The 25,216-nt window shown below is 73.5% G+C and carries 20 protein-coding genes and 1 riboswitch; of the genes, 6 read left to right on the top strand and 14 right to left on the bottom strand.

The window, feature by feature from the left end:
• Positions 1-10 precede the first annotated feature (10 nt).
• Entirely contained in the window at positions 11-2,548 is a 2,538-nt protein-coding gene (locus IF43_RS0104265) for an ABC transporter permease (protein ID WP_030193946.1), read from the top strand.
• Positions 2,549-2,628: 80 nt separating this feature from the next.
• Here IF43_RS0104265 and IF43_RS0104260 read toward each other — a convergent pair whose 3' ends face one another.
• From IF43_RS0104260 to IF43_RS0104220, 9 genes are all read right to left on the bottom strand, one after another.
• A complete protein-coding gene (locus IF43_RS0104260) occupies positions 2,629-4,119 on the bottom strand; it encodes a cyclopropane-fatty-acyl-phospholipid synthase family protein (RefSeq protein ID WP_107048389.1) in 1,491 nt (496 codons plus the stop codon).
• Positions 4,120-4,243: 124 nt separating this feature from the next.
• The gene (locus IF43_RS0104255; protein ID WP_030193939.1) at positions 4,244-5,629 is read right to left on the bottom strand and encodes an NAD(P)/FAD-dependent oxidoreductase; all 1,386 of its coding nucleotides are present in this window, start codon (positions 5,627-5,629) and stop codon (positions 4,244-4,246) included.
• A gap of 500 nt (positions 5,630-6,129) precedes the next feature.
• A complete protein-coding gene (locus IF43_RS0104250) occupies positions 6,130-7,086 on the bottom strand; it encodes a Ppx/GppA phosphatase family protein (RefSeq protein WP_030193937.1) in 957 nt (318 codons plus the stop codon).
• A complete protein-coding gene (locus tag IF43_RS0104245) occupies positions 7,083-7,634 on the bottom strand; it encodes a DUF501 domain-containing protein (protein WP_030193936.1) in 552 nt (183 codons plus the stop codon). The genes IF43_RS0104250 and IF43_RS0104245 overlap by 4 nt, the downstream gene beginning before the upstream one ends.
• 76 nt (positions 7,635-7,710) lie before the next feature.
• Positions 7,711-8,190, bottom strand: a complete 480-nt coding sequence (locus IF43_RS0104240) for a septum formation initiator family protein (RefSeq protein ID WP_030193933.1) — start codon at positions 8,188-8,190, stop codon at positions 7,711-7,713.
• A 188-nt stretch (positions 8,191-8,378) separates the two neighbouring features.
• The gene (eno, locus tag IF43_RS0104235; protein WP_030193931.1) at positions 8,379-9,665 is read right to left on the bottom strand and encodes a phosphopyruvate hydratase; all 1,287 of its coding nucleotides are present in this window, start codon (positions 9,663-9,665) and stop codon (positions 8,379-8,381) included.
• 335 nt (positions 9,666-10,000) lie between these two features.
• Positions 10,001-10,699 carry a transglycosylase family protein gene (locus IF43_RS0104230; RefSeq protein ID WP_030193929.1) on the bottom strand — a complete coding sequence of 233 codons (699 nt, stop codon included), beginning with the start codon at positions 10,697-10,699 and terminating at the stop codon, positions 10,001-10,003.
• Positions 10,700-10,702: 3 nt separating this feature from the next.
• Positions 10,703-10,874, bottom strand: a riboswitch (cyclic di-AMP (ydaO/yuaA leader).
• Between the two features lie 287 nt (positions 10,875-11,161).
• Entirely contained in the window at positions 11,162-12,238 is a 1,077-nt protein-coding gene (locus IF43_RS0104225; RefSeq protein WP_030193928.1) for a transglycosylase family protein, read from the bottom strand.
• Positions 12,239-12,498: 260 nt separating this feature from the next.
• Entirely contained in the window at positions 12,499-13,752 is a 1,254-nt protein-coding gene (locus IF43_RS0104220) for a cytochrome P450 (RefSeq protein WP_030193925.1), read from the bottom strand.
• Positions 13,753-13,965: 213 nt separating this feature from the next.
• On the opposite strand from IF43_RS0104220, the gene IF43_RS41410 reads away from it, so the two are divergent.
• Positions 13,966-14,643 (top strand): hypothetical protein, encoded by a 678-nt coding sequence (locus tag IF43_RS41410; RefSeq protein ID WP_030193923.1) that lies wholly within the window; start codon positions 13,966-13,968, stop codon positions 14,641-14,643.
• Between the two features lie 343 nt (positions 14,644-14,986).
• Complete coding sequence (locus IF43_RS0104210; protein ID WP_078909898.1) at positions 14,987-16,387, top strand: globin domain-containing protein; 1,401 nt, start codon at positions 14,987-14,989, stop codon at positions 16,385-16,387.
• 17 nt (positions 16,388-16,404) lie between these two features.
• Here IF43_RS0104210 and IF43_RS0104205 read toward each other — a convergent pair whose 3' ends face one another.
• A complete protein-coding gene (locus tag IF43_RS0104205) occupies positions 16,405-17,400 on the bottom strand; it encodes a nucleoside triphosphate pyrophosphohydrolase (protein ID WP_030193917.1) in 996 nt (331 codons plus the stop codon).
• Positions 17,401-17,536: 136 nt separating this feature from the next.
• On the bottom strand, positions 17,537-18,157 hold the full coding sequence (locus IF43_RS0104200) for a SurA N-terminal domain-containing protein (protein WP_030193914.1): 621 nt from the start codon (positions 18,155-18,157) through the stop codon (positions 17,537-17,539).
• Between the two features lie 205 nt (positions 18,158-18,362).
• Here IF43_RS0104200 and IF43_RS0104195 point away from each other — a divergent pair, with 205 nt between their 5' ends.
• On the top strand, positions 18,363-20,831 hold the full coding sequence (locus IF43_RS0104195) for a YfhO family protein (protein WP_051794660.1): 2,469 nt from the start codon (positions 18,363-18,365) through the stop codon (positions 20,829-20,831).
• Between the two features lie 148 nt (positions 20,832-20,979).
• Positions 20,980-21,603: a hypothetical protein gene (locus IF43_RS0104190; protein WP_030193909.1), complete on the top strand. Its 624-nt coding sequence runs from the start codon at positions 20,980-20,982 to the stop codon at positions 21,601-21,603.
• Between the two features lie 64 nt (positions 21,604-21,667).
• Here the strand turns inward: IF43_RS0104190 and IF43_RS0104185 are convergent, their stop codons facing one another.
• The 3 genes from IF43_RS0104185 to IF43_RS0104175 form a co-directional block, all read right to left on the bottom strand.
• Entirely contained in the window at positions 21,668-23,218 is a 1,551-nt protein-coding gene (locus IF43_RS0104185) for a serine/threonine-protein kinase (protein WP_030193906.1), read from the bottom strand.
• Positions 23,215-23,886, bottom strand: coding sequence for a hypothetical protein (locus IF43_RS0104180; protein ID WP_030193904.1), 672 nt, complete (start codon positions 23,884-23,886; stop codon positions 23,215-23,217). The genes IF43_RS0104185 and IF43_RS0104180 overlap by 4 nt, the downstream gene beginning before the upstream one ends.
• 214 nt (positions 23,887-24,100) lie before the next feature.
• On the bottom strand, positions 24,101-24,811 hold the full coding sequence (locus IF43_RS0104175; protein ID WP_030193901.1) for an HNH endonuclease family protein: 711 nt from the start codon (positions 24,809-24,811) through the stop codon (positions 24,101-24,103).
• A gap of 87 nt (positions 24,812-24,898) precedes the next feature.
• Here IF43_RS0104175 and IF43_RS38910 point away from each other — a divergent pair, with 87 nt between their 5' ends.
• Positions 24,899-25,075 (top strand): antitoxin, encoded by a 177-nt coding sequence (locus IF43_RS38910; RefSeq protein ID WP_078909896.1) that lies wholly within the window; start codon positions 24,899-24,901, stop codon positions 25,073-25,075.
• Positions 25,076-25,216: the final 141 nt, after the last annotated feature.

Genomic DNA, 25,216 nt, shown 5'->3' with positions numbered 1-25,216 from the left:
CGCACCCACCATGTTCCGTACAGCCCTGCGCAACGTCCTCGCGCACAAGGCCCGACTGCTCATGACGGTCCTCGCCGTCATGCTCGGCGTGGCCTTCGTCTCCGGCACCTTCGTCTTCACCGACACCGTCGGCAAGGCCCTCTCCAACCAGTCCCGCAAGAGCTACGACAACGTGGCCGTCTCCGTCACCTCGTACGGCCCCGGCGTCCGCGACGCCTCCGGCAAGAAGGCGGAGCCGGGCCTCAGCCAGAAGACGGTCGACAAGATCGCCGCGCTGGACGGCGTCGCGTCCGTCTCCGGCCGCGTGCAGGGCTTCGCCGGCGTCGCCGACAAGCACGGCAAGCTCATCGGCAACGGCTGGGCCAACACCGGCGCCAACTTCGCCCCCGCCAAGGACGGCAAGGACCCGCGGTACGCGTTCACCGACGGAACCGGCCCCACCGCGGCCGGCCGGATAGCCCTCGACGAGGACACCGCCCGCAAGGGCGGCTACTCGACCGGCGACACCGTCCGGGTGGCCACCAACGGCCCGGTGAAGGAGTACACCCTCGCCGGCGTCTTCACCACCGAGGACGGCGCCGTCAACGCCGGCGGCAGCCTGGTGCTGTTCGACACCCCGGTGGCCCAGAAGCTCTACCTCCGGCCCGGCTACTACGACGAGGTCTCCGTCGCCGCGAAGGCAGGCGCCTCCGCCGACGCCCTGCTGTCGAAGATCGAGCCGCTGATCGGCGACAACGCCAAGGCCCAGACCGGCGCCGAACTCGCCGACGAGCAGGCCCGCAACATCGAGCAGGGCATGGCCGGCATGAACCAGGGCCTGCTGGCCTTCGGCCTCATCGCCCTCTTCGTCAGCATCTTCCTGATCTACAACACGTTCACCATGCTGGTGGCCCAGCGCACCAGGGAACTGGCCCTGCTGCGCGCCGTCGGCGCCACCCGCCGCCAGGTCAAGCGCTCGGTCCTCACCGAGGCGTTCCTCGTCGGCCTCGCCGCCTCCGCGGCCGGCCTCGGCGTCGGCGTCGGCCTCGCGGTCGCGCTGCGCTCCGCGATGGACTCCTTCGGCGCCAAGATCCCGGCCGGCGACGTCGTCATCGCGCCCAACACCGTGGTCATCGCGCTGGTCGTCGGCATCGTCATCACGATGCTCGCCGCCTGGCTGCCGGCCCGCCGCACCGCCAAGATCCCGCCCGTGGCCGCCATGGGCAGCGCGCACCTGCCGACCACCGGCAAGTCGCTGATCGTCCTCAACAGCGTCGGCGGGGTCCTGACCGCCCTCGGCATCGGCCTGATCCTCCTGGGCGCCTCCCAGGGCGGCGACGGCCGCTGGACCATCGGGGGCGGCGCGTTCTTCACCCTCGTCGGCGTGGCCGTGCTCATCCCGATGCTGTCCCGCCCGCTGATCGCGACCGTCCGGCCGCTGCTGGCCAAGGTGTTCGGCGTCGCCGGCTCGCTGGCCTCGCAGAACGCCGTCCGCAACCCGCGCCGCACCGGCGTCACCGCGGGCATGCTGACCATCGGCCTGACCCTGGTCACCGGACTGACCGTGCTCGGCGTCACCGTCGGCCAGGCCGTGGACCGCATGACGACGGACAACATCAAGGCCGACTACATGGTCTCGATGGCCAACCACGACACCCTCGACAAGGCCGTCCTCAAGCCGCTGCGCCAGATCCCCGGCGCCACGGTCTCCCCGCAGATCGCCGGCAACATCAAGATCGGCGACGAGTACAAGGCCGCCTCCGGCGTCACCCCGGGCGCGCTGGAGAAGGTCCTCGCGCTCGACGTCACCCACGGCTCGCTGGCCTCCCTCGCCGAGGGCAAGGTGGCCGTCGCCGACAAGACCGCCGACAAGGCGGGCCTGACGGTCGGCAAGTCCTTCGCCGCCGAGTACGAGGACGGCCGGAAGACCACGCTGACGGTCGGCGCGGTCTACAAGGAGAACGAGTTCGTCTCCCCGTACGTGCTGTCCGACGAGCTGGTCCTCAAGCACACCGAGCGGCCGTTCATCCCGAACGTGTACGTGAAGATGGAAGGCGGCGAGTCCGAGGCCGCCGAGCAGAAGGTCGTCGAGGCCCTCGGCTCCAACCCGGCGATCAGCGTCGCGGACAAGACGGACATCCGCAACGAGCAGGGCGGCATCATCAACCTGATGCTGAACATCATGTACGGCCTGCTCGGCATGGCCCTGATCATCGCGGTGCTCGGCGTCGTCAACACCCTCGCGATGTCGGTGTACGAGCGGACCCAGGAGATCGGCATGCTCCGGGCGATCGGCCTCGACCGCGGCCGGGTCAAGAACATGATCCGCCTGGAGGCCGTGGTCATCTCCCTCTTCGGCGCGGTCCTCGGCATCGGCCTGGGCACGTTCCTCGCCTGGGCGCTCGGCCAGACCTTCAAGAACTCGATCCCGGGCTACGAGCTGGTGATCCCGTTCGACCGGATCGGCGTCTTCCTGCTCCTGGCGGCGGTCGTGGGCGTGCTGGCGGCGATGTGGCCGGCGCGCAGCGCGGCGCGGCTGAACATGCTGACGGCCATCAAGACCGAGTAGCCGGCGGGGCGAACCGCGGCCCCGCAGGGCCGGACGCGTGCGACGCGTCCGGCCCTGCGGCCTCTGCCAGGAGCCGGCCGTCAGTAACCGGGCGCCTCCGCCACGGGCTCCTCCGCCCCGGCGGGCACCGGGGGTCCGACCCGCTCTGCGTGCTCGACGGCCTCAGCGAGCTCGGCGAGCCCGAACGAGCCGCCGCCCGGGCCCGGGCCCTCGACGGCGAGGTCGGGGAGCCCGGCCGGTCCGGGTCCTCCGGCGGCCGGTTCCGAACCTGCCTCGGGGGCGCCGGTGTTCCACGTGCGGGTGCGCAACCCGAGCCCGGACAGCCCCCGTTCGGCCTGCCGCACGGCCAGGATCTGGTTGACGCCCAGGCGGCCGTGCTCGAAGCCGAGGGCCGAGGCGGCCATGTAGAGCCGCCAGACCCGGGCCCGGCCGGGCGAGGTCAGCCGGACCGCCTCGTCCCAGTGGTCCTCCAGGTTGGCCACCCAGGCCCGCAGCGTCAGCGCGTAGTGCTCGCGCAGGGACTCGACGTCCCGCACCTCGAAGCCGGCTCGCTCCAGCTCGGTGACGGTGCTGCCGAGCGGCGAGAGCTCGCCGTCGGGGAAGACGTACCGGTCGATGAACTGGTCGACGCGGTACGCCGACTCGTCGGCCTCCGGGGGCCGGGCGATCTGGTGGTTGAGCAGCCGGCCGCCCGGCCGCAGCAGCCCGAACAGGTCCCCGGCGTACTCGCGGTACCGCTCCGCGCCCACGTGCTCGGCCATGCCGATGGACGAAACGGCGTCGTACGGGCCGTCCCTGACGTCCCGGTAGTCCTGGACGCGGATCTCGACCCGGTCGGCCAGGCCTTCCTCCGCGACCCGCTTGAGGGCGTACGCGGCCTGCTCCCGCGACAGCGTGACGCCGGTGACCCGGGCGCCGTACTCGCGGGCCGCGTGCAGCGCCATGGAGCCCCAGCCGCACCCGACGTCGAGCAGCCGGTCGCCCTCCCCGAGGGCGAGCTTGCGGCAGACCAGGTCGAGCTTGTCGTACTGGGCCTGCTCCAGGGTGCCTCCCGGGCTCCAGTAGGCGCAGGAGTACACCATCGAGGGGCCCAGGACCCGCGCGTAGAAGTCGTTGCCCACGTCGTAGTGGTGGCTGATCGCCTGCCGGTCGCGGCGCCGGGTGTGCAGCGGCCCGGAGCCGCGTACGGCCTCCTCGGCCGGCGGCGGGGGCGGGGGCAGCGGCCCGGCCAGCGCCACCAGCTCGCGCAGCGCGCCGCGGACCTGCGCGTCGCGCAGGGAGGTCTTGCGGCCCGCGGCCGGATCCCGCTCCCACAGCAGGCCCGAGAGCCGCTCCAGGGCCTCGTAGAGGTCGCCCTCGACCTCCAGCTCGCCGGCCACCCAGCCACGCGCCAGACCGAGCTCCCCGGGCTTCCACAGCAGTCTGCGCAGCGCCCGCCGCTGCCGTACGACCAGGACCGGCGCGTCCGCCGGACCGGCCTCGCTGCCGTCCCAGGCCCGGATCCGGACGGGCGGCGGGGCGCCGAAGAGCACTCCGATGGCATCGGTCAGCCGCGACGCGGCACCGGTCATGGCACACCTCCCAGGGAAACTCCCATCGAGATCGCGTACCCCGCCGCCCGCCCTCTCATGCCCCCGGGCACGCCGAAGGGGCCGCCTGCACCACGGATGGCAGGCGGCCCCTTCGGGGTCGTGCTTACGAGGCCTTGGCCTTCTCGGCCGGGGCGGCCGCGGCGGCCGGCGCCGGGGCGGGCTTGGCCGCCTCGTAGAACTCCTCGCGCGGGGTCTCCATGGCACCCAGGGAGACGACCTCGCGCTTCAGGAACATCGCGAGGGTCCAGTCGGCGAAGACGCGGATCTTGCGGTTCCAGGTGGGCACGGCCAGGCCGTGGTAGCCGCGGTGCATGTACCAGGCGAGACGACCCTTGAGCTTGATCTTCATCTTGCCCATGACGATCATCGCGACGCCCTTGTGCAGGCCGAGGCCCGCGACCGCGCCCTTGTTGGCGTGGCTGTACTCCGTCTGGGGGAAGCCCCGCATGCCGGAGACCACGTTGTCGCCGAGGACCTTGGCCTGGCGCAGCGCGTGCTGGGCGTTCGGCGGGCACCAGGCGTTCTCGACGCCGGCCTTGCGGGCGGCGAGGTCCGGGACCTGGGCGTTGTCGCCGGCGGCCCAGATGTAGTCGCTGCCCTGGACCTGCAGGGTCGGGGCGGTGTCGACGTGGCCGCGCGGGCCGAGCGGCAGGCCGAAGCGGGCCAGGGCCGGGTTCGGCTTCACACCGGCGGTCCACACGATCGTGTTGGAGTCGACCTCGAGGCCGTTCTTCAGCACGACGTGGCCGTCGACGCAGGAGTCCATGGAGGTGGACAGGTAGATCTCGATGCCGCGGCCCTCGAGGTGCTCCTTGCCCCACTTGCCGAGCTCGGGGCCGACCTCGGGGAGGATCTTGTCGGCGGCGTCGACCAGGATGAAGCGCATGTCCTCGCGCTTCACGTTGGTGTAGTACTTCGCCGCGTCGCGGGCCATGTCCTCGACCTCGCCGATGGTCTCGGCGCCGGCGAAGCCACCGCCGACGAAGACGAAGGTCAGCGCCTTGCGGCGGACCTCCTCGTCGGTGGTCGAGTCGGCCTTGTCGAGCTGCTCGAGGACGTGGTTGCGCAGGCCGATGGCCTCCTCGACGCCCTTCATGCCGATGCCCTGCTCGGCGAGGCCGGGGATCGGGAAGGTGCGGGAGACGGCGCCGAGCGCGACCACCAGGTAGTCGAAGGGCAGCTCGTACGCCTCGCCGACGAGCGGCGCGACGACGGCGACCTTGCGGTCCTGGTCGATGCTGGTGACGCGGCCGGTGAGGACCTCGGCACCGCGGACGACCCGGCGCAGCGGGACGACGACGTGGCGCGGCGAGATGCTGCCGGCGGCGGCTTCGGGCAGGAAGGGCTGATAGGTCATGTACGACCGCGGGTCGACGACCGTGACGGTCGCCTCCGCGTAGCGCATCTTCTTGAGGATGCGCCGGGCTGCGTACAGGCCTACGTACCCACCGCCTACTACGAGGATCCGGGGACGCTCCGTGGTGCTCATGCCATCGAGTATCCAGCACCCGGTAGGGGGATGCTCGTGAGCCCCTTCACAAGAACCGAGAGACCCTCTGCTACACTGCGCCGCCCACGTGACCCAGGTCATGGTGCCGCGCGGGAACCACGGTGTCACGGAACACGTTGTACACCCCCGCTGAGCTGGACCTCACGGCCGACGGGCGGCTGAACCAAACCTGTTGTTCATCCGAACGAAACGGATCCCGTAGGCTGTTCGCATCGCACGAAAGGGGCCGTCGGGCCTCCGGAGGGAGCCGAAGGGCTCTTCCGGACCCCCGCCGGACCCTTTTTCCTTGTGAAGAACTTCACGAAGTTTCTGCGGACGATGCCGCCGACAACCCTGTCATGGCCCTCTCAGAACCCCGAAGTGACCTTCGAAACCCCTGTACCGGACCCCCGGAACCCCGCGACCACCCGGTCGGGCCCGCCCGGGAACGCGGTGAGGGGCCCGCGCACGGACCCCTCACGGCACTGCTCCGACGGCCCTCAGACGCCCGCGGCGGCCGAGATCGCGATCCCGTCGAGGATGTCGTGCTCGCTCACGACGACCTCGGTCGCGCCGATGCGCTCCATGATCGCCAGCAGGACCAGCGACCCCGCGCCGATGACGTCCACCCGCCCCGGGTGCATGACGCCGATCCGCGCCCGCTCGTCGTGCGTCGCGGTCAGCATCCGCTCGCTGATCGCGCGCACCTGCTCGTACGGGATCCGGGAGTGGTGGATCTTTTCCGAGTCGTACTCCGTGAGCCCCAGCGCGATCCCGGCCACGGTGGTGACCGAGCCGGCCAGCCCGACCAGCGTGCGGGCCTCGCCCAGCGGGACGGTCCCGGCGGCCAGGTCGAGGGCCGCCTCGATGTCCGCCCGCATCGCGGCGATCTGCGCCCCGGTCGGCGGGTCGGTCACCGTACCGTCGACCACCAGGTGGCGCTCGGTCATGCGGACGCAGCCCACGTCGACCGACCGGGCGGCGCGCACGTGCTCCTCGCCGAGGACGAACTCGGTCGAGCCGCCGCCGATGTCGACCACCAGGTACGGCGTCGCCAGGTCCGAACGACCCGCGGCGGCCAGCGACCGGGTGGCTCCGGTGAAGGAGAACTCGGCCTCCTGGTCGCCGCTGATCACCTCGGGCTCGACGCCCAGGATGTCCAGCACGCCGGCGACGAACTCGTCCCGGTTCTCGGCGTCGCGCGAGGCGGAGGTGGCCACGAAGCGGACCTTCTCCGCGCCCAGCTCCTTGATGACGGCCGCGTACTCGCGGCAGGCCGCGAAGGTGCGCTCCAGCGCCTCCGGGGCCAGCCGGCCGGTCTTGTCCACGCCCTGGCCCAGCCGGACGATGATCATCCGGCGGTCGAGCTCGACCAGCCCGCCCGTGGCCGGGTCGACGTCGGCGACCAGCAGGCGGATGGAGTTCGTACCGCAGTCGATTCCGGCGACCCGGGTCACTCGGACTCCTTCTCCTCGTCGGTGCCCCGCTCCCCGCAGGGGGTCACGCACGGGCCCTTGGCCCACCACTCGGGCAGCATCGCCAGGGCCTCGTCGCCGAGCGGGTTCACGCCCGGGCCGGCCGCCAGCGAGTGGCCGACCAGCACGTGCAGGCACTTGACCCGGTCGGGCATGCCGCCCGCGCTCGGGAAGCCCTCCAGCACCTCGATCGCGTCGCGGCGGGCGATGTAGTCCTCGTGGGCGGCCCGGTAGGCGGCCGCCAGTTCCGGGTCGGTGCCGAGCCGGGCCTGCATCTCCTTCATCACGCCGTTGGCCTCCAGGGTGCCGATGGCGGAGGCGGCGCGCGGGCAGGTCAGGTAGTACACCGTCGGGAAGGGCGTGCCGTCCGGCAGCCGCGGGGCCGTCTCGACCACGTCCGGCTGGCCGCACGGGCAGCGGTGCGCGATGGCGCGCAGCCCGCGCGGCGGGCGGCCGAGCTGCTCCTTGAACGCGGCGACGTCCGCGTCCGTGGGCTCGGTCCGTTCGGTCTGGGGCGGGGGCGTTTCCATGCCTGAAGTGATGTCTCTCAGTTGTCGTGTGCGGTCGTCGGCGGCCGGCGGTGCTCGGTACCGGCCGTCGTCGGTCTCAGTTGTCGTCCGGGCGGTCGGCCTTGTCGACCCCGTCCCAGACGTTGGAGTACCAGGGCCGGTCGGCCTCGCCCGTCTCGGCGCGGCGCCGCTCCTCGGCCTCCTCCGGGTCGACCACGGTGTACCCGGTCTCCCCCGGGCGCACGTAGTGCAGGTGCTCGCGCGCCTGCTGCTCGACGTACGCCGGGTCCTGCCAGCGGGCCTTCTCGTCCCGGAGCTCCTCCAGGCGCTGGCGCGCCCGGTCGGCCTCCTGCTGCTGCTCGGCGATCTCCGAGCGCTGGGAGACGTACTGGCGCATCGGGTACGCGAGGGCGACGACCAGGGTACAGAGGACGAGGACCAGCAGGGCCGCGCGCCCGGTCAGCCGGCTGCGCCGCACCTGGCGCCGGGACTGCGAGCGGTAGACGTGCGCCGCGGTGCGCTCCCCGAGCTGCCGCAGCCTGGTCGCGGTGGAGAACCGGTCCCGGTTCCCGGACATGTGCGCCGCCTCCCCTGCTCCCCGTGGTCCGTCGTCCGTGCGCGCCCGCGTAACGCGTGCGTCCGTGCGGGCACGTGGGCGTCCGTGCGCGACGCAGTACGTATGACGCAGTACGTCCCCGCACACGGTACGGGACCGAGTGCGGGGACGTACGGAGGCTCTAGCGACCTCTGGGGATGACCGGAGGATCAGCCCTTGAAGCGCGGGAACGCGCTGCGGCCGGCGTACACCGCGGCGTCGTCGAGGATCTCCTCGATGCGCAGCAGCTGGTTGTACTTGGCGACGCGCTCGGAGCGGGCCGGGGCACCGGTCTTGATCTGGCCGCAGTTGGTGGCGACGGCCAGGTCGGCGATGGTGACGTCCTCGGTCTCGCCGGAGCGGTGCGACATCATGCACTTGAAGCCGCTGCGCTGGGCGAGCTCGACGGCGTCGAGGGTCTCGGTCAGCGAACCGATCTGGTTCACCTTCACGAGCAGGGCGTTGGCGGTGCCCTCCTCGATACCGCGGGCCAGGCGCTCGGGGTTGGTGACGAACAGGTCGTCACCGACGAGCTGGACCTTGGCGCCGAGCTTGTCGGTGATGACCTTCCAGCCGGCCCAGTCGTCCTCGAACAGCGGGTCCTCGATGGAGACGAGCGGGTACGCGGAGACGAGCTCCTCGTAGTACTCGGTCATCTCGGCGGCCGAGCGGGCCTGGCCCTCGAAGTTGTACTTGCCGTCCTTGTAGAACTCGGACGCGGCGACGTCGAGCGCGAGCGCGATGTCCTTGCCCGGGGTGTAGCCGGCCTGCTTGATGGCCTCGAGGATGAGGTCCAGGGCCTCGCGGTTGGAGCCCAGGTTCGGGGCGAAGCCGCCCTCGTCGCCGAGGCCGGTGGACAGGCCCTTGGACTTCAGCACGGACTTGAGGGTGTGGTAGACCTCGGTGCCCCAGCGCAGGGCCTCGGAGAAGGACTCCGCGCCGATCGGGGCGATCATGAACTCCTGGATGTCCACGTTGGAGTCGGCGTGCGAGCCGCCGTTCAGGATGTTCATCATCGGAACGGGCAGCAGGTGCGCGTTCGGGCCGCCGAGGTAGCGGAACAGCGGCAGGTCCGAGGCCTCGGACGCGGCGTGCGCCACGGCCAGGGAGACGCCGAGGATCGCGTTGGCGCCGAGCGAGCCCTTGTTGTCGGTCGCGTCCAGGTCGAACATGGCCTGGTCGATCAGGCGCTGCTCGGTGGCGTCGTAGCCGACCAGCTCCGGGCCGATCTGCTCGATGACGGCGAGGACGGCCTTCTCGACGCCCTTGCCCTGGTAGCGGTTCGGGTCCCCGTCGCGGAGCTCAATGGCCTCGAACGCACCGGTGGAGGCACCGGAGGGAACGGCAGCACGGCCGGTGCTGCCGTCGTCGAGGCCGACCTCGACCTCGACCGTGGGGTTGCCTCGGGAGTCCAGGATTTCCCGGGCTACGACGACGTCGATGGACGGCACGAGCATCTCCTTCTGGGATGTGACGCTAGGTGTGCGGTGGCGCATGGGCCGTGGGACCGACCCAGCCGGACTAGAGCCTAACCGGCTCCGGGGCATCGGCCAGCCGACCGCCCGGGTCCTGGGACGAAAAAGGGGCTGAATACCCGCCTTCCGGGACATACGGCCCTTGATCAAGAGCGCTTCGGAGGGTCTGACGGCCTTTCGGAGGCCCCGGGCGGCGGCGAACATACGTCCGCCCGGCGCGTCGGGGGGAGGACGCGCCGGGCGGACGTGCTTGCACCGGGTGAGCAGATCTCCGCTCAGGAGAGCTTGGAGGGCCGCTCAGGAGGCTTCGGCTCCGGTCAGGAGAGCTTCAGCATCTGGCCCGGGTAGATCAGGTCGGCATCGGTGACGATGTCCTTGTTCAGCTCGAAGAGCTTCTCCCAGCCGCCCTTGACCTGCTGGGCGTCGGCGATGGTGCCGAGGGTGTCGCCGGCCTTCACCTCGTAGGAGCCGTTGCCCTTCTTGATGACGCCGGAGGACGCCGGCTTCGGGGCCTCGGAGGTGCGGGCGGAGCGGGTGGTCGGGGTCGACTCGGAGGAGCGGGTGCTCTTCTTCTTGGTCGACTTGGAGGACCCGGAGCCCTTGGAGGACTTCGTGGAGGTGGAGTCGTCGGAGCCCTTGTAGGAGGCGCCGGACAGGCCCACGCCGCAGCTCGGCCAGGCACCCTTGCCCTGGGCGGCCAGAACCTTCTCGGCGACGGCTATCTGCTGGGACTTGGAGGCCTGGTTGGCCTGCGGGGCGTAGGAGGTGCCGCCGTACGCCGCCCACGTGGACGCGGAGAACTGCAGGCCGCCGTAGTAGCCGTTGCCGGTGTTGATGGACCAGTTGCCACCGGACTCGCACTGCGCGACCCGGTCCCACTCGGAAGCGGTTGCGGCGCTCGCCGAGCCGGCGGCCATCAGCGGGGCGGCGACGACCGCACCGGCGACGCCGACGAGGGCGGCGGTACGGGCGGCCTTGGACGCACGGCGGTGCTTGCCCTTGCTGGAAGACAGCATGGAAGGTCTCCTCACCGACGCCTGCGAGGTGAGCTGTCGGGTTCGGGCGAGTGAGTTGCCCGGCCTCGCGACTAGCGCGTGGCTTCACCCCTAGCCGGTTCCGTGACCGTCTCTCGACGGCCGGGCCCGGCGGAAATCCTGGGTCCCCCGCTCCTGCCTACGGCGCTTACGCGTCGACTGTTCCCTTGCGTCCGGTGGCAGGACTCGGCGTGCGGTCGAAGGGGCCCGCGGTGGCGAGCGGTCAGACCGTAGGCAGAGGTCTCCCCGATGTTCAAGGTGGGACATCGGGGAGAAACCGCTCGTACTTGCCTTCCGGGAACCGGCGTTTGCGCAGGTGGGAGGGGGCTTGCGCCCACCTCCCGGACGCAACACGCCAGTTGACGGCCTGAGACTCATGTCTCACTCGCGCCAAACCCGGACATTCAACGCGTACCGGGTGTCCCGACTGCGCCCGAACTGCCCCTACTTCTGCCCGAGGTGGAGGCTCTGTCCCGGCTTGATGAGGTCCGCGTCATCCCCGATGACCTGCTCGTTCGCCTTGTAGAGGGCACCCCAGCCGCCCTTGAGGCCCTTCGCGTCCGCGATCTCCGAGAGGCTGTCGCCGGGCTGCACGGTGTACGTCGGGTCGGCGGGGGTCTCCGTCAGCGTGGAGACGTCGTTTCCGGACGCGCCGTCAGCTGCACCCTGGTCACCATTCGCGGCGTGACGTCCCGTTGCGGCAAATATGTCCGATTCGGTTCCGGGTCCCTCGGGGGCCGGGGTGCCGCGGTGCTTGCCGGTGGCACCGTCGGCGGTCTGGCCGGGGTCCGACGGGGTGCCGGTCGGGGTGCCGGGGGTGCCCGGTGTGCCGGTCGGGACGTCGGGGGTGCCGGGCGTACCGGGGACGGTGGGCGTGCCGGGCGTGCCGGGCGTACCCGGGGTGCCGGGGGTGCCCGGGGTCGTGGGCGTGGACGGCGAGGCGGGGTCCGTCGGGCCGCCCGGGGTCGCGGGCGTCGTCGGGGTGGTGGGCGCCGTCGGCGTGGTGGCACCCGGGCTCGGGGTGCCGGGGGTGGCGGGCTCGGTCCGCTCGGCCGGGGTCTCCGTTCCCTGGTCGGGGCGGACCGGGGCCGGGGTGACCGGCTTGCCCTCGTCCTCCAGGCCGGCGTCGACCTTGGCCTTCGGGTCGCCCTTCTTCAGGCCGGCCGGGCCCGCGCACATCGGCCAGGCCGACGGGCCCTGGGCGGCGAGCACCCGCTCGCCGACGGTGATCTGCTGGGAACGGCTGGCGAGGTCGGCGCGGGCGGCGTACGCGAGGCCGCCGTTGCTCTCCCAGACTTCCTGCGTGAACTGCAGTCCGCCGTAGAAGCCGTTGCCGAGGTCGGCGCTCCAGGCGCCGCCGCTCTCGCACTCGGCGACCTTGTCCCAGGTTGTGGTGTCGGCGGCGGACGCGCTGGTGGCCGCGAGCAGCGGCAGCGCGAGGGCGGAGCCGGTGACTCCAGCCGTGACGACGATCGCGGGGGCCTGGCGGGGCCGACGGTGGCGGCCGTTACCGGAGCGCATGCGTGAGGGACCTTTCACGTGGCGGCAAAGGGGCGACCGCGAACCTAGCCGGGTTCGAACGCATGTCACAAGTCGATGCAGCGCAGATCACGTTGAGATCACGAAACTGAGGAATGCTCAGTTCCGCTCCGTGGTGGAATCCCTACGGGCCGTCTACCGGCGTCCAGTTGAGCCCGTTACGTCCCCCCGACCCGCCCTCCCGATGCCCCTCGGCGCCCCTCGGGCCGGGTTCCGGAGGGAAATCTTCCTTAAGGGAACCGTCACGCCCCTTCCGGCGTGAAGGTGACCGGGAGGGTGCGCAGTCCGCGCATGATGAGCCCACCCCGCCAGCGCAGTTCGGTCGGCTCGACGGCAAGTCGCAGGTCGGGCAGGCGCGTCAGGAGCGTGGCCAGAGCGGTCTGCCCCTCCAGGCGCGCGAGCGGCGCGCCGAGGCAGTAGTGGATGCCGTGGCCGTAGCCGAGGTGCTGGTTGTCGGAGCGGGCGAGGTCGAGGGTGTCGGGTTCGGCGAAGCGCGCCGGGTCGCGGTCGGCCGCCGCGAGCACGACCAGCACCGGGTCGCCGGTGCCGACCGACTGCCCGCCGAGGGTCAGGGGCTCGGTGGCGAACCGCCACGTGGCGAGCTCGACCGGGCCGTCGTAGCGGAGGAGCTCCTCCACGCCCGTGGCCAGCAGGTCCGTCTCGCCGGCGGCGAGGGAGGCCTGCAGCCGGTCGCGCTCGCCGGGGTTCATGAAGAGGGAGTGCAGGCCGTTCCCGATGAGGTTGACGGTCGTCTCGAAGCCCGCGAAGAGCAGGATGAAGGCCATCGCGGCGGCCTCGTTCTCCGTGAGGTGCTCGCCGTGGTCGCCGGCCCGGATGAGACCGGAGATCAGGTCGTCGCCCAGGTCGTCCCGCTTGCGGTGGATCAGGTCGACCAGGTAGCTCCGCATCTGCTTGACCGAGCGCGCCACGCCGCCGCGCGGCCCGCCGCCGTGGCGGATCATCATGCCCGCCCAGTCGCGGAAGTCGTCCTGGTCCTCGCGCGGTACGCCGAGCATCTCGCAGATGGCGTAGATGGGGAGCGGGAACGCGAACTCGTGGATGAGGTCCGCCTCCCCCTTCTCCGCGAAGCCGTCGATGAGCTGGTCGGTCAGCTGCTGCACCCGGGGCGTGAACTCCGCGACGCGGCGGGGCGTGAACGCCTTCGACACCAGTCGCCGCAGCCGGGTGTGGTCCGGCGGGTCGATGTTGAGCAGATGGGTCATCAGCTCGGCCTTGCGCTCGCCCGGAATGCCCGTCTTGCCCTTGGCGTGCGCGGGCTCCGCGTGGTGCGCGGGGTTCTTGCTGAGCCGCTGGTCGGCGAGGGCCTGGCGGGCGTCCGCGTAGCGGGTCACCAGCCAGGCCTCGACCCCGCTGGGCAACCGGGTCCGGTGCACCGGGGCGTGCTCCCGCAGCCACGCGTAGGCGGGGTACGGGTCGGTGGCGAACTCCCAGGTGAAGAGCTCGGGCGGGGTCTGGGCGGAGGGCTGGTCCTGCATGCGCCCGACCCTAGTCGCCCCGGTGGAGGCGCACCGCCCGGGCGGTGCCGCGGCGGGCCGGCGGGGGGACCGGGTTACGGGGGCGGTGGCGCCCTCCCCCGAGCGGGGGAGGCGGTCCCCTCTCACGGGGGACGTGGCGGAGGCGGGCGGCTGCGAGCGTGGGTGCGGCGGGATCGAACCGACCCGCCACCGCACCGGAATCGAGGTCCGATCATGCGTACGTTCCTCACGGGCATCGCGCTGGCCACGGCCGCCGTGGTCGCCGTACCCGTCACCGCGGCCTCCGCCGCCTCCACCCACCCCTCCCCCGCCGCTTCCGTCACGCCTCCCGCCGCCGCCGCTGTCACGACCGCCGCCGCCGCTCCTGCCGCGCGCGCGTCCGACGTCGGCGTGCGGGCGGGCACCAGCCTGCGCGGCTGGGGGCGGCTCGCCCTGCGGGGCCCCGCGCCCGACCCGGACGGTGCGATCACCCTGGGCGTCGACGCGCACTCCGTCGCGCGCCCCGGCGAGGTGCGGCCGACGCCCGCGATGTCATGGGGTCACGTGACCGTCCGGCACGCGTTCCGCGAGAACGGGCGGTGGACCGGCACGGTACGGGCCGAGATCAGGGTCGACTGCCTCGTCAGGCAGGGGGAGGACGCCGTCCTCACCGGCACCGCGGACTCGGTGACGTACACCGTCCCGCCGGGCGCCGAGCAGCCGCACTTCCCCGCGGGCTGGCACCCGGAGGTCGCGCTCGGCTTCCACCGCGACGCCGAGGGCCGTAGCCGGGTCGCCTGGACCGGCGTCCCGGACTCCCGGGACGCCCCGCCCGTCGCCACCCGGTGCGAGGCCCCCTCCGTGGACAGTCCGGACCTGTACCTCATAGCCGGCGGCTTCGACCTGAAGTGAGGCGGACGGGGCGTGGGGACCGGAGGTCAGCCATCGGAGGGGGTGGCGGGTACTGCGGTGGGGGGAGCGCCGGCTACCGCATCGGTACAGCTGTAGACGACAACCGATCCAGCGGGTCGGCGCGGCGGGAAGGACAGTCCGGGGAGGCAACCGAACGGCGCCCGGGGCCCTCATCAGGGGTATCGGGGGTGGTGCGGCGGAGCGCCCACCGGAGCCGGCCCCGCGTACCGCCAGGTAGGCCTTAGGCATATGCGCGGGTATGCCGCAGGCTGTCCGTAGATACGACGGACCTTGACCTGACCGAGTCTCACATTCCTACTTTCGGTTGGTGGATGTGAGGATCTTGAAGAGCAGTTTCGCGGTGGTGGAGCGGCGCGCCGAGCACGCGGTCAAGTACTTCTACTCGCACCTGTTCTGGCATAACCCGGGCATCCGGGAGATGTTCCCTCCAGGATTCGAGGACATGGAGCGGCAGCGCGACCGGCTCTTCGCCGCGCTCACCCACGTCGTGTCGCACCTGGACGACCCGTCCCTCGTCCCGTATCTGCGGGACCTGGGGCGGGACCACCGCAAGTTCCTGGTCGGCGCCGAGCACTACGCCGCCGTGGGGACCAGTCTGCTCGCCGCACTGGCCGAGGCGGCCGGGGAGGCCTGGACCCCCGCGGTGGAGAAGGCGTGGGGCGAGGCGTACCAGGTGATCGCCGACGTGATGACGGCCGGCGCCGCCGAGAGCGCGGACCCGCCCTGGTGGGACGCCGAGATCGTGCGGCACCTCCAGTACGGCCGGGACATAGCCGTGCTCACGCTGCTGCCGCACCGGCGACTGCCCTACTCCCCCGGGCAGTACGTGAGCGTGAGCAGCGGGCGGGTGCCGACGACGTGGCGGACGTACTCGATCGGCAACGCGCCCCGTGCCGACCTGACCCTCGACCTGCACGTCAGCCGCATCGCGCGCGGCCGGCTCAGCAACCACCTGGTCCGCGAGGCGCAGCCTGGCGAACGGCTGCGGCTGGGCGCGGCGGGCGGCGCGATGACCCTGCGCCGGGACGCGAACCGCCCGGTCAGCTTCATCGCGGCGGGCACGGGCTGGGCGCCGGTCCGGGCCATGCTGGAGGAGCTGGTCGAGAACCCGCCGCAGCAGGACGTCCGGCTGTTCGTCGTGGCCCGCGACCAACCGCACCTGTACGACCGGCCGCTGATCGAACGGCTCCAGGAGCAGTGCCGCTGGCTCGGCGTCACGTACATCACCCCCGCTCCCGGCCAGCACCGCAACCAGGCCACCGACCGCCTCGCGACCGCGCTCGCCACCCGCGGGCTGTGGCGGGAGCAGGACGTGTACCTCAGCGGGCCGCCGCTGTTCCTCGACGAGACCGCCGCCCTGCTGGAGGACCTGGGCGCGGACCCCGCACGGGTCTTCTACGACGCCGTGCCGGCGCCCTCGGGTGGGGACCGGGTCCGGCCGCTGGGGTTCGGCGAGTGGTTCCTGAACCGGCCGCGGACGCACTGGTACAACCCGGCCGACCGGGCGCCGCGGCCCTCCTCGGCCGGCGGCCACCGGACACCGCCCGGGATCAGCCCCGGTTCGGGGCTCGGCCCCGAGTTCGGCCCCGGTCCCGGTCCGGGAGCGTCCGGCGGCGGGGCCGGTCCCTCCGGCGGGTCCGGGTCCGGTCACGGGTCCGGACCCGCCCGAGAGACCGGTCACGGGTCCGGTCACGGGTCCGGGTCCGGGGCCTGCCCGTTCTGAGCGGCCGGGGACCGGTGTCAGGCGCCGACGCCCTCGGCGGCGCGGATCGCGTCCCGGTACGCCCGGGCCGCCGCCCGCAGCGCGGTCTCCGGGTCGACCCCCTCCGCGTCGGCGCGCGCGGCGAGGGCCAGCAGCTCGTACCCGATCCCGTCGCCCTCGGGCAGGGCCACGTCCACCCCGGCGCCGCGCACCCGCCCGGCGAGCTTCGCCGCGAGCGCGAGGCCCGGCTGGCCCAGGGGGATGCCGTCCGTGACGGACTCCCGCCGCTTCTCGTCGGCCTTGGTCCGCAGCCAGTGGGCCTTGACGTCCTCGGGGGTCTCGGCGGTGGCGTCCCCGAAGACGTGCGGGTGCCGGTGGATCAGCTTCTCCACGATGGTCCCGGCCACGTCGTCGATGGACCAGGGCTCCTCGGCGTCCTCCTCGGCGATGCGCGCGTGGAAGACGACCTGGAGCAGCACGTCGCCGAGCTCCTCGCGCAGCTCGTGCCGCTCGCCGTCCTCGATGGCCTCGACGAGCTCGTACGCCTCCTCGATCGCGTACTTGGCCAGGCCCTCGTGGGTCTGCAGCGAGGTCCACGGGCACTCGCGCCGGATGCGGTCCATCACCTGGACGAGGTCCAGGAGGCGGGCCCCGGGCAGGTCGTACGAGCCGGGCAGCAGTTCCAGGGCGGGCATGGACACCCGTCCGGAGCCGGCCATGCGGGCCAGCCCGTCCGTCAGGCGGCGGTCGCCCTCGCCCCCGGGCACCACGACGACCGTCCGGCCGCCCGCGGCAGCGGCCACGAGCTCCTGGGCGTCGAGGTACGCCTCCTCCACGGCTATCCCGGCCTCGCGCAGGTACGGCAGCTGGGGGTGCCCCGGGTCGGCGCACAGCACCCGGTCCGCGCCGCGCAGAGCCTCCCAGGCCGTCCAGGACAGCAGGCCGGGAGCCACCCGGTGGCTGGTCGTGAGCAGGACGATGCGGCCGGTGCCGGTCGCCTCGGGGTCGGTGGTGGTGGCGGTCGTGTCAGTCACCCTTCGAACCTACCCCGCCGGACCGGCCCGCCCCGCCCCGCTGCCCTGACGCGGCCCCGGCCCGCCCCTGACCGGTCCCTGAGGCCGACCGGGCGACCGAGGTCGCGGGGCGGGGGCGGGGGCGCGGGCGCGGGCGTCACGCCGGGCGGGGGGCCTCCTGGGGGGCCGTGCGCTGGGTGATCCACGGCGTCCTGACCGCGGCGAGCTGGATCTTGGACGCGTCCCACGCCCCGTAGCGCGGGTTGACCTTGACCCCGAGCTGCTTCGCCGCGGCCGCGACCGGTCCGATGATCTGCTCGTGCCCGTACTTGTCGCCGAGCTTGCCGACGATGAGCCGGTCCCGGACCGCGGCGTCGATCTGGTCGGGCGCGATGGAGGCCTGCTGGAGGACCATCGCCTCGAACTGCTCCTCGCCGCCCAGCCGCTGCACGTCGGCCGCGCGGGCGTCCTCGATCTCCCTGGTGGTGACGGTCAGCCCGGCGTTCTTCGCGGCCTTCTCCAGCACCAGGCTCTGGATCATCGAGTTCAGCTTGGCGCGCTCCAGGCCCGCCGAGTTCCCGATGAGGTCGGCGGCCTGGGGAGAACGGTTCTGCGCCTCGCGGACGTCCTTGACCTGGGCCTGCAGCGCGGAGGTCGCGATCCGCTCGCCGCCGACCACGGCCGCCGTACCGGCGCGGGTGTCGCTCGCGCACGCGGTGAGCAGGGGGGCCGCGGCCAGCAGGGCGGCGGAGACGGAGAGCGCTGTGCGACGGTGCAAGGGAGCCTCCCGGAGATTGTGCGTCCATGCACAAGCCGTGCGGTGATCGATGGTAGGGAGTCGGGCTGATCTCAGCTACCGATTCGACCAACGATTCCCTGGCGGTTCCGTCGCGTTCACCGCCTCGGCGCACGGGGTCGGCAGTCTCTCCTCCACCATGTCGACAACGGAACGCCCCCTTCCCCGTACCGGGGGCCCGGCCCCGGTGACCGCCGACCCCGGGAAGCCGCCCCGTACCGGCGTCCGCCGGGCCCGTACCGGCGTCCGCCCGGCCCGTACCGGCGTCCGCCCGGCCGTCCTCGCCGGACTCCTGGCCGCCCTGTCCCTCGTCGCCGGGGACGCGGTGGCGCGGGTCTTCCCCTTCGGGCCGCACCACCGCGCCGTCAACGACCTGAACAACCAGTTCATCCCCTTCCACGCGCACCTGTGGGACCTGCTGCACGGCCGGGCCGCCGGCGGGCTGCTGCTCAACTGGCAGTCCGGCTACGGCACCGCCTTCCTGCCGGACCTCGGCACGTACCTCACGAGCCCCTTCGCCCCGCTCGTCGCCCTCTTCCCCCGCGACCGGATCGACCTGGCCGTGTACGTGGTCTGCGTCCTCAAGACGGCGGTGGCGGCGGCCGCGATGACCTGGCTGCTGCGCACCCAGCACCGGGGCCGCGGGCGGGGCTGGGCGGCGGCCGTCCTGGGTGCCTCGTACGCGCTGTGCGGCTGGTCGGTGACCGAGGCCGCGTACAACCCCATGTGGCTGGACGGCCTGATCGCCCTCCCCCTGCTCTGCCTCGCCGGCGAGTGGGCGCTGCGGGGGCGCCGGCCGCTGCTCGGCCCGCTGGTGGTGGCGCTGGCCTGGACCGCGAACTTCTACACCGCGTACATGGCCACACTGGGCGCGGGCCTGGTGCTGCTGGTCCGCCTCGCGCCGGCCGTCCCGGCGTCCGCGGGGGTCCGGGGGTACGTGCGGGAGTACGCGCGGGGCTCCGCCCGGGTGCTCGCACGGGCCGCCGGGCGGACGCTGCTCGGCGTCGGGCTGGCCGCGCCGGTGCTGGTTCCGGTGTTCCTGGGGTCCCGGCACGCGTACCCCGGGATGGCGGCGGTCTTCCGGCCGGCCGGGTGGGCGGACGTGTTCGCCCGGGCGCTGCCGGCGACGTACGACTTCTTCACCCCGGCCGTGTTCACGGGGACGGGCACCCTGCTGCTCGCGGCCGCCCTGGCCTTCCACCGGGGGGTGCCGGGCCGGGAGCGGTGGGCCTGGCCCGCGCTGGCGGTGGCCGTGGCGCTGTCGTTCCAGTGGGAGCCCGCGCACCTGGCCTGGCACGTCTTCCAGACCCCCAACGGCAGCCCGTACCGGCAGACCTTCGTGCTCGCCGGGGTGCTGGTCATGGCTGCCTGGGCGGCGGTCGCGCACGGCTGGCCCGCACCCCGCGCGCTGCTCGGCGGCGGGGCGGTGCTGACCGCGCTCGCGGCCGCGGCGGCCGGCAGCGCGCTGCCCAGTGCGTGGAGCCTGCCGCTCTTCGGGGCGGGCCTCGCGGCCGCGGCCGGCGGCCTCCTGCTGGCCCGGGCGGCGGCCCGCGGGCGCCGGCGCGGCCGGTCGGTGGTGGCGGCGCTGCTGCTCGCCGGCTCGCTGGCCGGGCAGGCCGCGGCGACCACGGCGTACACGGACCGGGCCCGGCTGGGGCGGCTGGACGACTACCCCGCCTGGGGTGCGGCGCACGGCGCGCGGGCCGCGGCGGTCGCCGCCGCCGACGGCTGGCCGGCCTACCGCACCGATCCGGGGCGCGACCAGTTCTCCGGCAACGACCCGCTGCTGCTCGGCGGCGAGGGCGGGGCGTACTACAGCAGCCACACCCCCGCCGTGCTGACGCGCACGATGGCCGCGCTGGGTGCGGGCTGGACCTCGCGGGGGCGCAGCCTGCAGAGCCTCGACAACCCGGTCACGGACGCGGTCTTCGCGGTGGGCGCACGGGTGCGGGGCACCGCGGTGGCGCGCGCCGCGGTGCCGCCGCTGGTGACGGTACGGCCGGAGGCCGATCCGGGCCGGTTCGGCCCGTCCCCCTTCCGCAACCAGGAACTCCTGCTGGGGGCGCGGGTGTACGAGGACCCGGTCGGCGGGGTGTGCCGGGCGGGCACCGGGACGTACCTGTGGGCGCCGGACTACGACGGGCGGGTCCGGCTGGGCTCCCGCGGGCCGTCGCTGCGCCTGGTCGGCGGGCGGCCGCGGTACCGGGCGGCGCTCCAGCCGCTCGGGGTCTCGCCCGGCGGCCCGGCCGCCCGCGTGGTCTTCGAGCGGGCCGCCCCCCGGGAGTGGCTGCTCGGCTGCCTGGACCGGGAGCGGTTGGCGGCCGCGGTCGCCCGGCTCCGGGCGACGGGCGCGGTCCGGGTCTCGGTCACCGACGACGGCGTCCGTGCCGAACTCCCGCCCGGCAGCCGGGGGACGGCCGTCCTGGCCGCCCCCCGCACCGCCGGCTGGCGCTGCGACGGTGCCCCGGCGTCCTCCTACTTCGGGCTGGTCGCCACCCCGGTGAAGGGCACGACCGTGGTCTGCACCTTCCGCCCGCCGGGCCTGCGGGCGGGGGCCGGAGCGGGGGCGGCCGCCCTGCTGGTCCTCGGCGGTCTGGCCGTCCGGGGGCGGATTCCGGTCAGGTTCCGGCACGTGCGGCGTCACCGGAGGTCCTGACGGACACAATGACCCCGCCATTCGGCCCGTGCGTGGCCGATAACGGGGGGGATGCATGACCGCGACGCCGAGCACGCCGCCACCACCGCCACCGGTGCCGTCGGAGCCGCCTGCCGATCCGGGTCCCGACCGGGGTCGCGGGGGCACGGTGCGCGTCTTCGGGGAGGTGGCGGGCTGGATCTCCGCCCTCACCGGCCTCATCGGCCTGGTCCTCGGCTTCTTCGGGCTGCCGGCGGTGGTCGCCTCACCGACCGCCGAGCGCGTCGCCGCCACCGTGACGGTCACGGCCACCACGACCGTGACGGCCACCGTCACGGCGCCGGCGGGCGGGGCGGGGGGCGCGTCCGGATCGGGCGGGTCGGACGGCGGGTCCGGCAGCCCCTCGCCCTCGGCGGGCGGAGCGCCGTCGGACGTCTACAGGACCGCGACCGTGGACGTGGCCGAGGACTACGGCTTCAGCCTCGACGACGACCCGCTGCGGCCGGTCAAGAAGAACGGGAAGCAGCGGGAACTGTACCGGTGGTCGGCCGCTCTGTGGGTCGATGACGAGAGCCAACTCGTCGTGCTGGGCCGGAACGAGAGCGGCTCTCACGCGACGTGCAGCACCGTGACCCGCTTCCAGGACAAGGTGGAGGTCTCCGACATGAAGCCGGGCTTCCGGTTCTGTGTGCTGTCGAAGACCGGCCTCGTCGGCCTGGTCGAGTTCAAGGGCGGCGGCCTGCAGGAGGGCTACGTCCGCCTGAAGCTCACGATCTGGAAGGGCACCTACTGAGCAGCGGGCGCGACGCAGCGGAGGTCGGCCCGGCCCGGCCCCGTGCCGGCCCGGGCCGCACCCCCTACGGCACCTGGCTGAGCCAGTGCAGGGTGTTGCGCAGTTCGGCCGCGAACGGGTGGTGGGGACCGTGCAGGCGCTCGGCGTCGAAGAGGAGGCGACCGAGGGTGTCGCGGGCGGCCGGGCGGTCGCCGAGCGACAGCAGCAGGTGGCCGATGCGCCGACGGATCTCCAGCGGCAGCTCGCGGTCGGAGTTGGCGTACTGGTTCTCGAAGTACGGCAGCAGCGCCCGGTATTCGGCGAGGGCGGCCGCCGCTTCACCGAGCTGCTCCAGGCACTGGGCGATCTCGTAGCGGACCCGCAGGGCCTTGTGCTGGCCGCTGCCGGTGCCGGTGTCGGCCGCGTAGTCCTGGGCGAGCCGGCGCAGTTCGGGCAGGGCGCGCCGGTACTGGCCGTCGTCCATCAGCGTGGCCGCGTACTGCTTGCGCAGCGAGCGCACGACGGCGGAGTACTCGCCGTGCTGGGAGGCCGCCACCGGCAGCAGGTTGCCGAGCAGGTCGGCGGCCTGGGTGAGGCGGCCCTCGTCGAGCAGGCGCCGGACGTGGTCGACCTCGGCCGCGATGTCGGTACGGGGGCGGTCGTCCGCGGGCGCGGGCTGCGCCGCGGGCGTGCTCGTGGCCGGGGCGGAGCCGGCCCGGTCGGGCCAGGGGGCGTGCGGGCGCAGGAAGGGCCGGGTCGGGTCCAGGGCCTCGGCGGGCCGGCCGTGCGAGGGCAGCAGTGGTACGAGCGCCTCGTACACCTCCTGGGCGGAGCCGGGCCGGGCCTCGGGCTCCTTGGCGAGCAGGCGCAGCACGAGGGCCTCCAGCGCGGGCGGCACGTCGGGGCGCAGCTGCCGCAGCGGGACGGGCGCCTCGCTCAGGTGCCGGTGCAGCACGCCGAGGGCGGTGGCCCCGGCGAAGGGCACGCCGCCGCTGAGGAGTTCGTGCAGCACCACGCCGAGCGCGTACAGGTCGGTGTACGGGCCGACGGCGCCGCTCAGCGCCTGCTCGGGGGCCATGTAGGCGGGGCTGCCGATGGGGACGCCGACCTGCGTGAGGCGGGTGGTGTCGGGGGTGTCCATGACGGAGGCCACGCCGAGGTCGAGGACGGTGACCGTGCCGTCGGGGCCGACCATCACGTTGCGCGGCTTGAGGTCGCGGTGGACGATCGGCACCGCGTGGACGGCGGCGAGCACCCCGCACAGCTGGGCGGCCACCGAGACCGCCCAGGTCCACGGGTACGGGCTGTGCTGGGCGAGGTGGTCGGCGAGGTCGCAGCCCTCGACGTGCTGCATGACGAGGTAGAGGTCCTCGCCGTCGCTGCCGGCGTCGTGGACGGTGACCAGGCCGGGGTGGTCGACCTGGGCGGTGACGCGGCACTCGCGGGTGAAGCGGCGGCGCATCTCCTCGGCCTCGGCGGAGCCGGCGCTGCCGCCGGAGACCTTGTCGGGGCGCAGGAGCTTGACGGCGACGCGGCGGTCGAGGCGCTGGTCGTACCCGGTCCACACCTGGCCCATGCCGCCCTCGCCGAGGATGGTGGCGAGCTGGTAGCGGCCGGCGATGACGCGGTCGCTCACCGGCCCGGCCCCTGCGGGCCGCCGTCGCGGGTCTCGTCGGTGCCGGGGTGCTGGCCGCCGCTCTCGCGGCGCAGCAGCTCGCTGAGCTCGTCGAGTTCGGCGCGGACCTGGCCCAGGCGCTGCGGCTGCGGCGGTACGGGCGGCTGGTTCACCGGCGGCTGGGCGACGGGCGGCTGCTGGTTCAGCGGCGGCTGCGGCAGCGGCGCCTGGTGCGCGGGCCGGGTGGTCTGGGTGGGCGGGTAGCCGTAGCCCTGGCCGGCGTACGGCTGCTGGACCGGGGAGACCACCGGCGGCCGCGCGTACGGCGACCAGCCCGGGGCGTCGCCGCGGCCGCGGATGTCGACGTACAGGAAGTGGGCGATGGAGCCCGCGGCGGAGGCGAGCGAGCCGACCATGGCGAGGTTGCCGTACCAGGTGCTGAGGTCGTCGGTCGGGTCCTTGGCGATGAGGACCAGGAAGAGGATGTTCAGGGCGAGGACGCCCACGAACACGCCCCAGGTGCGCTGGTGGCGGGAGACGATCGCGGCCCGCAGGGTGGTGGCCCAGGAGAGGAACCCGCAGCTGAGCAGCGGCAGGACCACGAAGAGCACGCGCAGTGCCACCACGGCGCCGTCGGCGGGCCGGGCGGGGGGCGTGGGCGGCTGCTGCGGGTAGCCGGGGCCGTGCATGGACTGCTCCTGTGGGCTGGTGGGGCCTGGTCGTAGGGGCGCGGACACGCCCGGGCAGGCCTTGAGCGTATACACCGGTCCGGCCGGTGGCTCCCGGGTTGTGCGGAACCGTTGCCGGGTTGGTGCGGTGGTGACGGTACCGCCCGTGGAGGGGACGGCCGGACCCGGACCGGTCCGTGGACGGTCCGGGGCCGCGCGGACGTGGTGGAGGGGGTCAGCGGAAGCGGGCGGGCGGGGTGGTGGGGTTGCCGCCGGCGGGCAGCGCCTGCTGCGGGCAGCCCGCGAGGACGCGTTTCATCGCGTCCCGCTCGGCGGCCGTCACCCACAGCCCGTACTTCGCCTTCACGGCCACCTGCGCGGCCACGTACGGGCAGCGGTAGGCGCGGTTGGCCGGGAGCCAGGTCGCGGTGTCGCCGTCGCCCTTGCCGCGGTTGGCGGCCGCGTCGACGGCGACGAGGTTGAGCGGGTCGTTGGCGAACGCCACGCGCTTGCCGCGGTCCCAGCCCCGGGCGCCCTTCTGCCAGGCGTCGGAGAGGGCCACCACGTGGTCGACGTCTATGGCGGAGCGGCCGCGCGCGAACTCCAGCCGGCGGCCGGTGTACGGGTCCTTCTCCAGCACGCCGGAGGCCACCTTGCAGTGCCCGTCCTTGAAGCGCGTGCCGGTGAGGTCCCTCCTGAGGATGTCGTCGCGGGTCCCGCAGCCGTTGGCGTCGGTGTCGAGCCAGGCCGCGCCGAACGCGTCACGGGAGTAGCCGGTCCTCGGGGCGCGGCCCTTGACGGCCAGGGCGTCGACGGCCGCGTACGCGCCTCCGGCCGCCCGTGGTCCGCGGGCCCGGTCGGTGGGGGGCGGAGTGCCCGTACAGCCCGTCAGGAGCAGGGCGGAGGCCAGCAGGACGGCGGCGGACGGGGCGGGGGCGCGGCGCATGGGTCCCGATCCTAGGGGGACCTTCGCCGAGCGGATCACGCCAATGGGGCGTAGCGTGACGAAAGGGGTACCGAAGGGAGTTCGTGCATGGGCATCATGGACCGGGCCAGGGAGCTGCTCCGCGGCGAGCACGGCAAGAAGCTGTCCGACGCCGCCGAGAAGCAGGTCGACGACCGGACGGGCAACAAGTACACCGAGCAGGTGGACCAGGCCCAGCAGCAGGTCGAGAAGCAGCTCGGTATCGACGACGACCCGCACAGGTAGCCCCTGCGCACGCGCACGAAACGCGAACCGCCCGCGGACCCCGAAGGATCCGCGGGCGGTCGCACGTGCGGTGCGGTGCGGTGACGCCGTCACCGCACCGCGCCGCTCAACCTTCACGGTCCCGGGATCGATCCGGGCAGG

Source organism: Streptomyces sp. NRRL S-87 (genome assembly GCF_000719335.1).
Classification (GTDB): domain Bacteria; phylum Actinomycetota; class Actinomycetes; order Streptomycetales; family Streptomycetaceae; genus Streptomyces.
The sequence above is the reverse complement of the archived record's forward strand: the minus strand, read 5'-3'. Positions and strand labels throughout refer to the sequence as shown.

Excerpts from the sequence above, each read along its gene's own strand:
- IF43_RS0104255 (WP_030193939.1), bottom strand. The coding sequence starts at position 5,629 with ATGAGCACCACGGAGCGTCCCCGGATCCTCGTAGTAGGCGGTGGGTAC.
- IF43_RS0104230 (WP_030193929.1), bottom strand. The coding sequence starts at position 10,699 with ATGCTGTCTTCCAGCAAGGGCAAGCACCGCCGTGCGTCCAAGGCCGCC.
- IF43_RS0104180 (WP_030193904.1), bottom strand. The coding sequence starts at position 23,886 with ATGCACGGCCCCGGCTACCCGCAGCAGCCGCCCACGCCCCCCGCCCGG.
- IF43_RS0104265 (WP_030193946.1), top strand. The coding sequence starts at position 11 with ATGTTCCGTACAGCCCTGCGCAACGTCCTCGCGCACAAGGCCCGACTG.
- IF43_RS0104260 (WP_107048389.1), bottom strand. The coding sequence starts at position 4,119 with ATGACCGGTGCCGCGTCGCGGCTGACCGATGCCATCGGAGTGCTCTTC.
- IF43_RS0104220 (WP_030193925.1), bottom strand. The coding sequence starts at position 13,752 with ATGCAGGACCAGCCCTCCGCCCAGACCCCGCCCGAGCTCTTCACCTGG.
- IF43_RS0104175 (WP_030193901.1), bottom strand. The coding sequence starts at position 24,811 with ATGCGCCGCGCCCCCGCCCCGTCCGCCGCCGTCCTGCTGGCCTCCGCC.
- IF43_RS0104240 (WP_030193933.1), bottom strand. The coding sequence starts at position 8,190 with ATGTCCGGGAACCGGGACCGGTTCTCCACCGCGACCAGGCTGCGGCAG.
- eno (WP_030193931.1), bottom strand. The coding sequence starts at position 9,665 with ATGCTCGTGCCGTCCATCGACGTCGTCGTAGCCCGGGAAATCCTGGAC.
- IF43_RS0104225 (WP_030193928.1), bottom strand. The coding sequence starts at position 12,238 with ATGCGCTCCGGTAACGGCCGCCACCGTCGGCCCCGCCAGGCCCCCGCG.
- IF43_RS0104245 (WP_030193936.1), bottom strand. The coding sequence starts at position 7,634 with ATGGAAACGCCCCCGCCCCAGACCGAACGGACCGAGCCCACGGACGCG.
- IF43_RS41410 (WP_030193923.1), top strand. The coding sequence starts at position 13,966 with ATGCGTACGTTCCTCACGGGCATCGCGCTGGCCACGGCCGCCGTGGTC.
- IF43_RS38910 (WP_078909896.1), top strand. The coding sequence starts at position 24,899 with ATGGGCATCATGGACCGGGCCAGGGAGCTGCTCCGCGGCGAGCACGGC.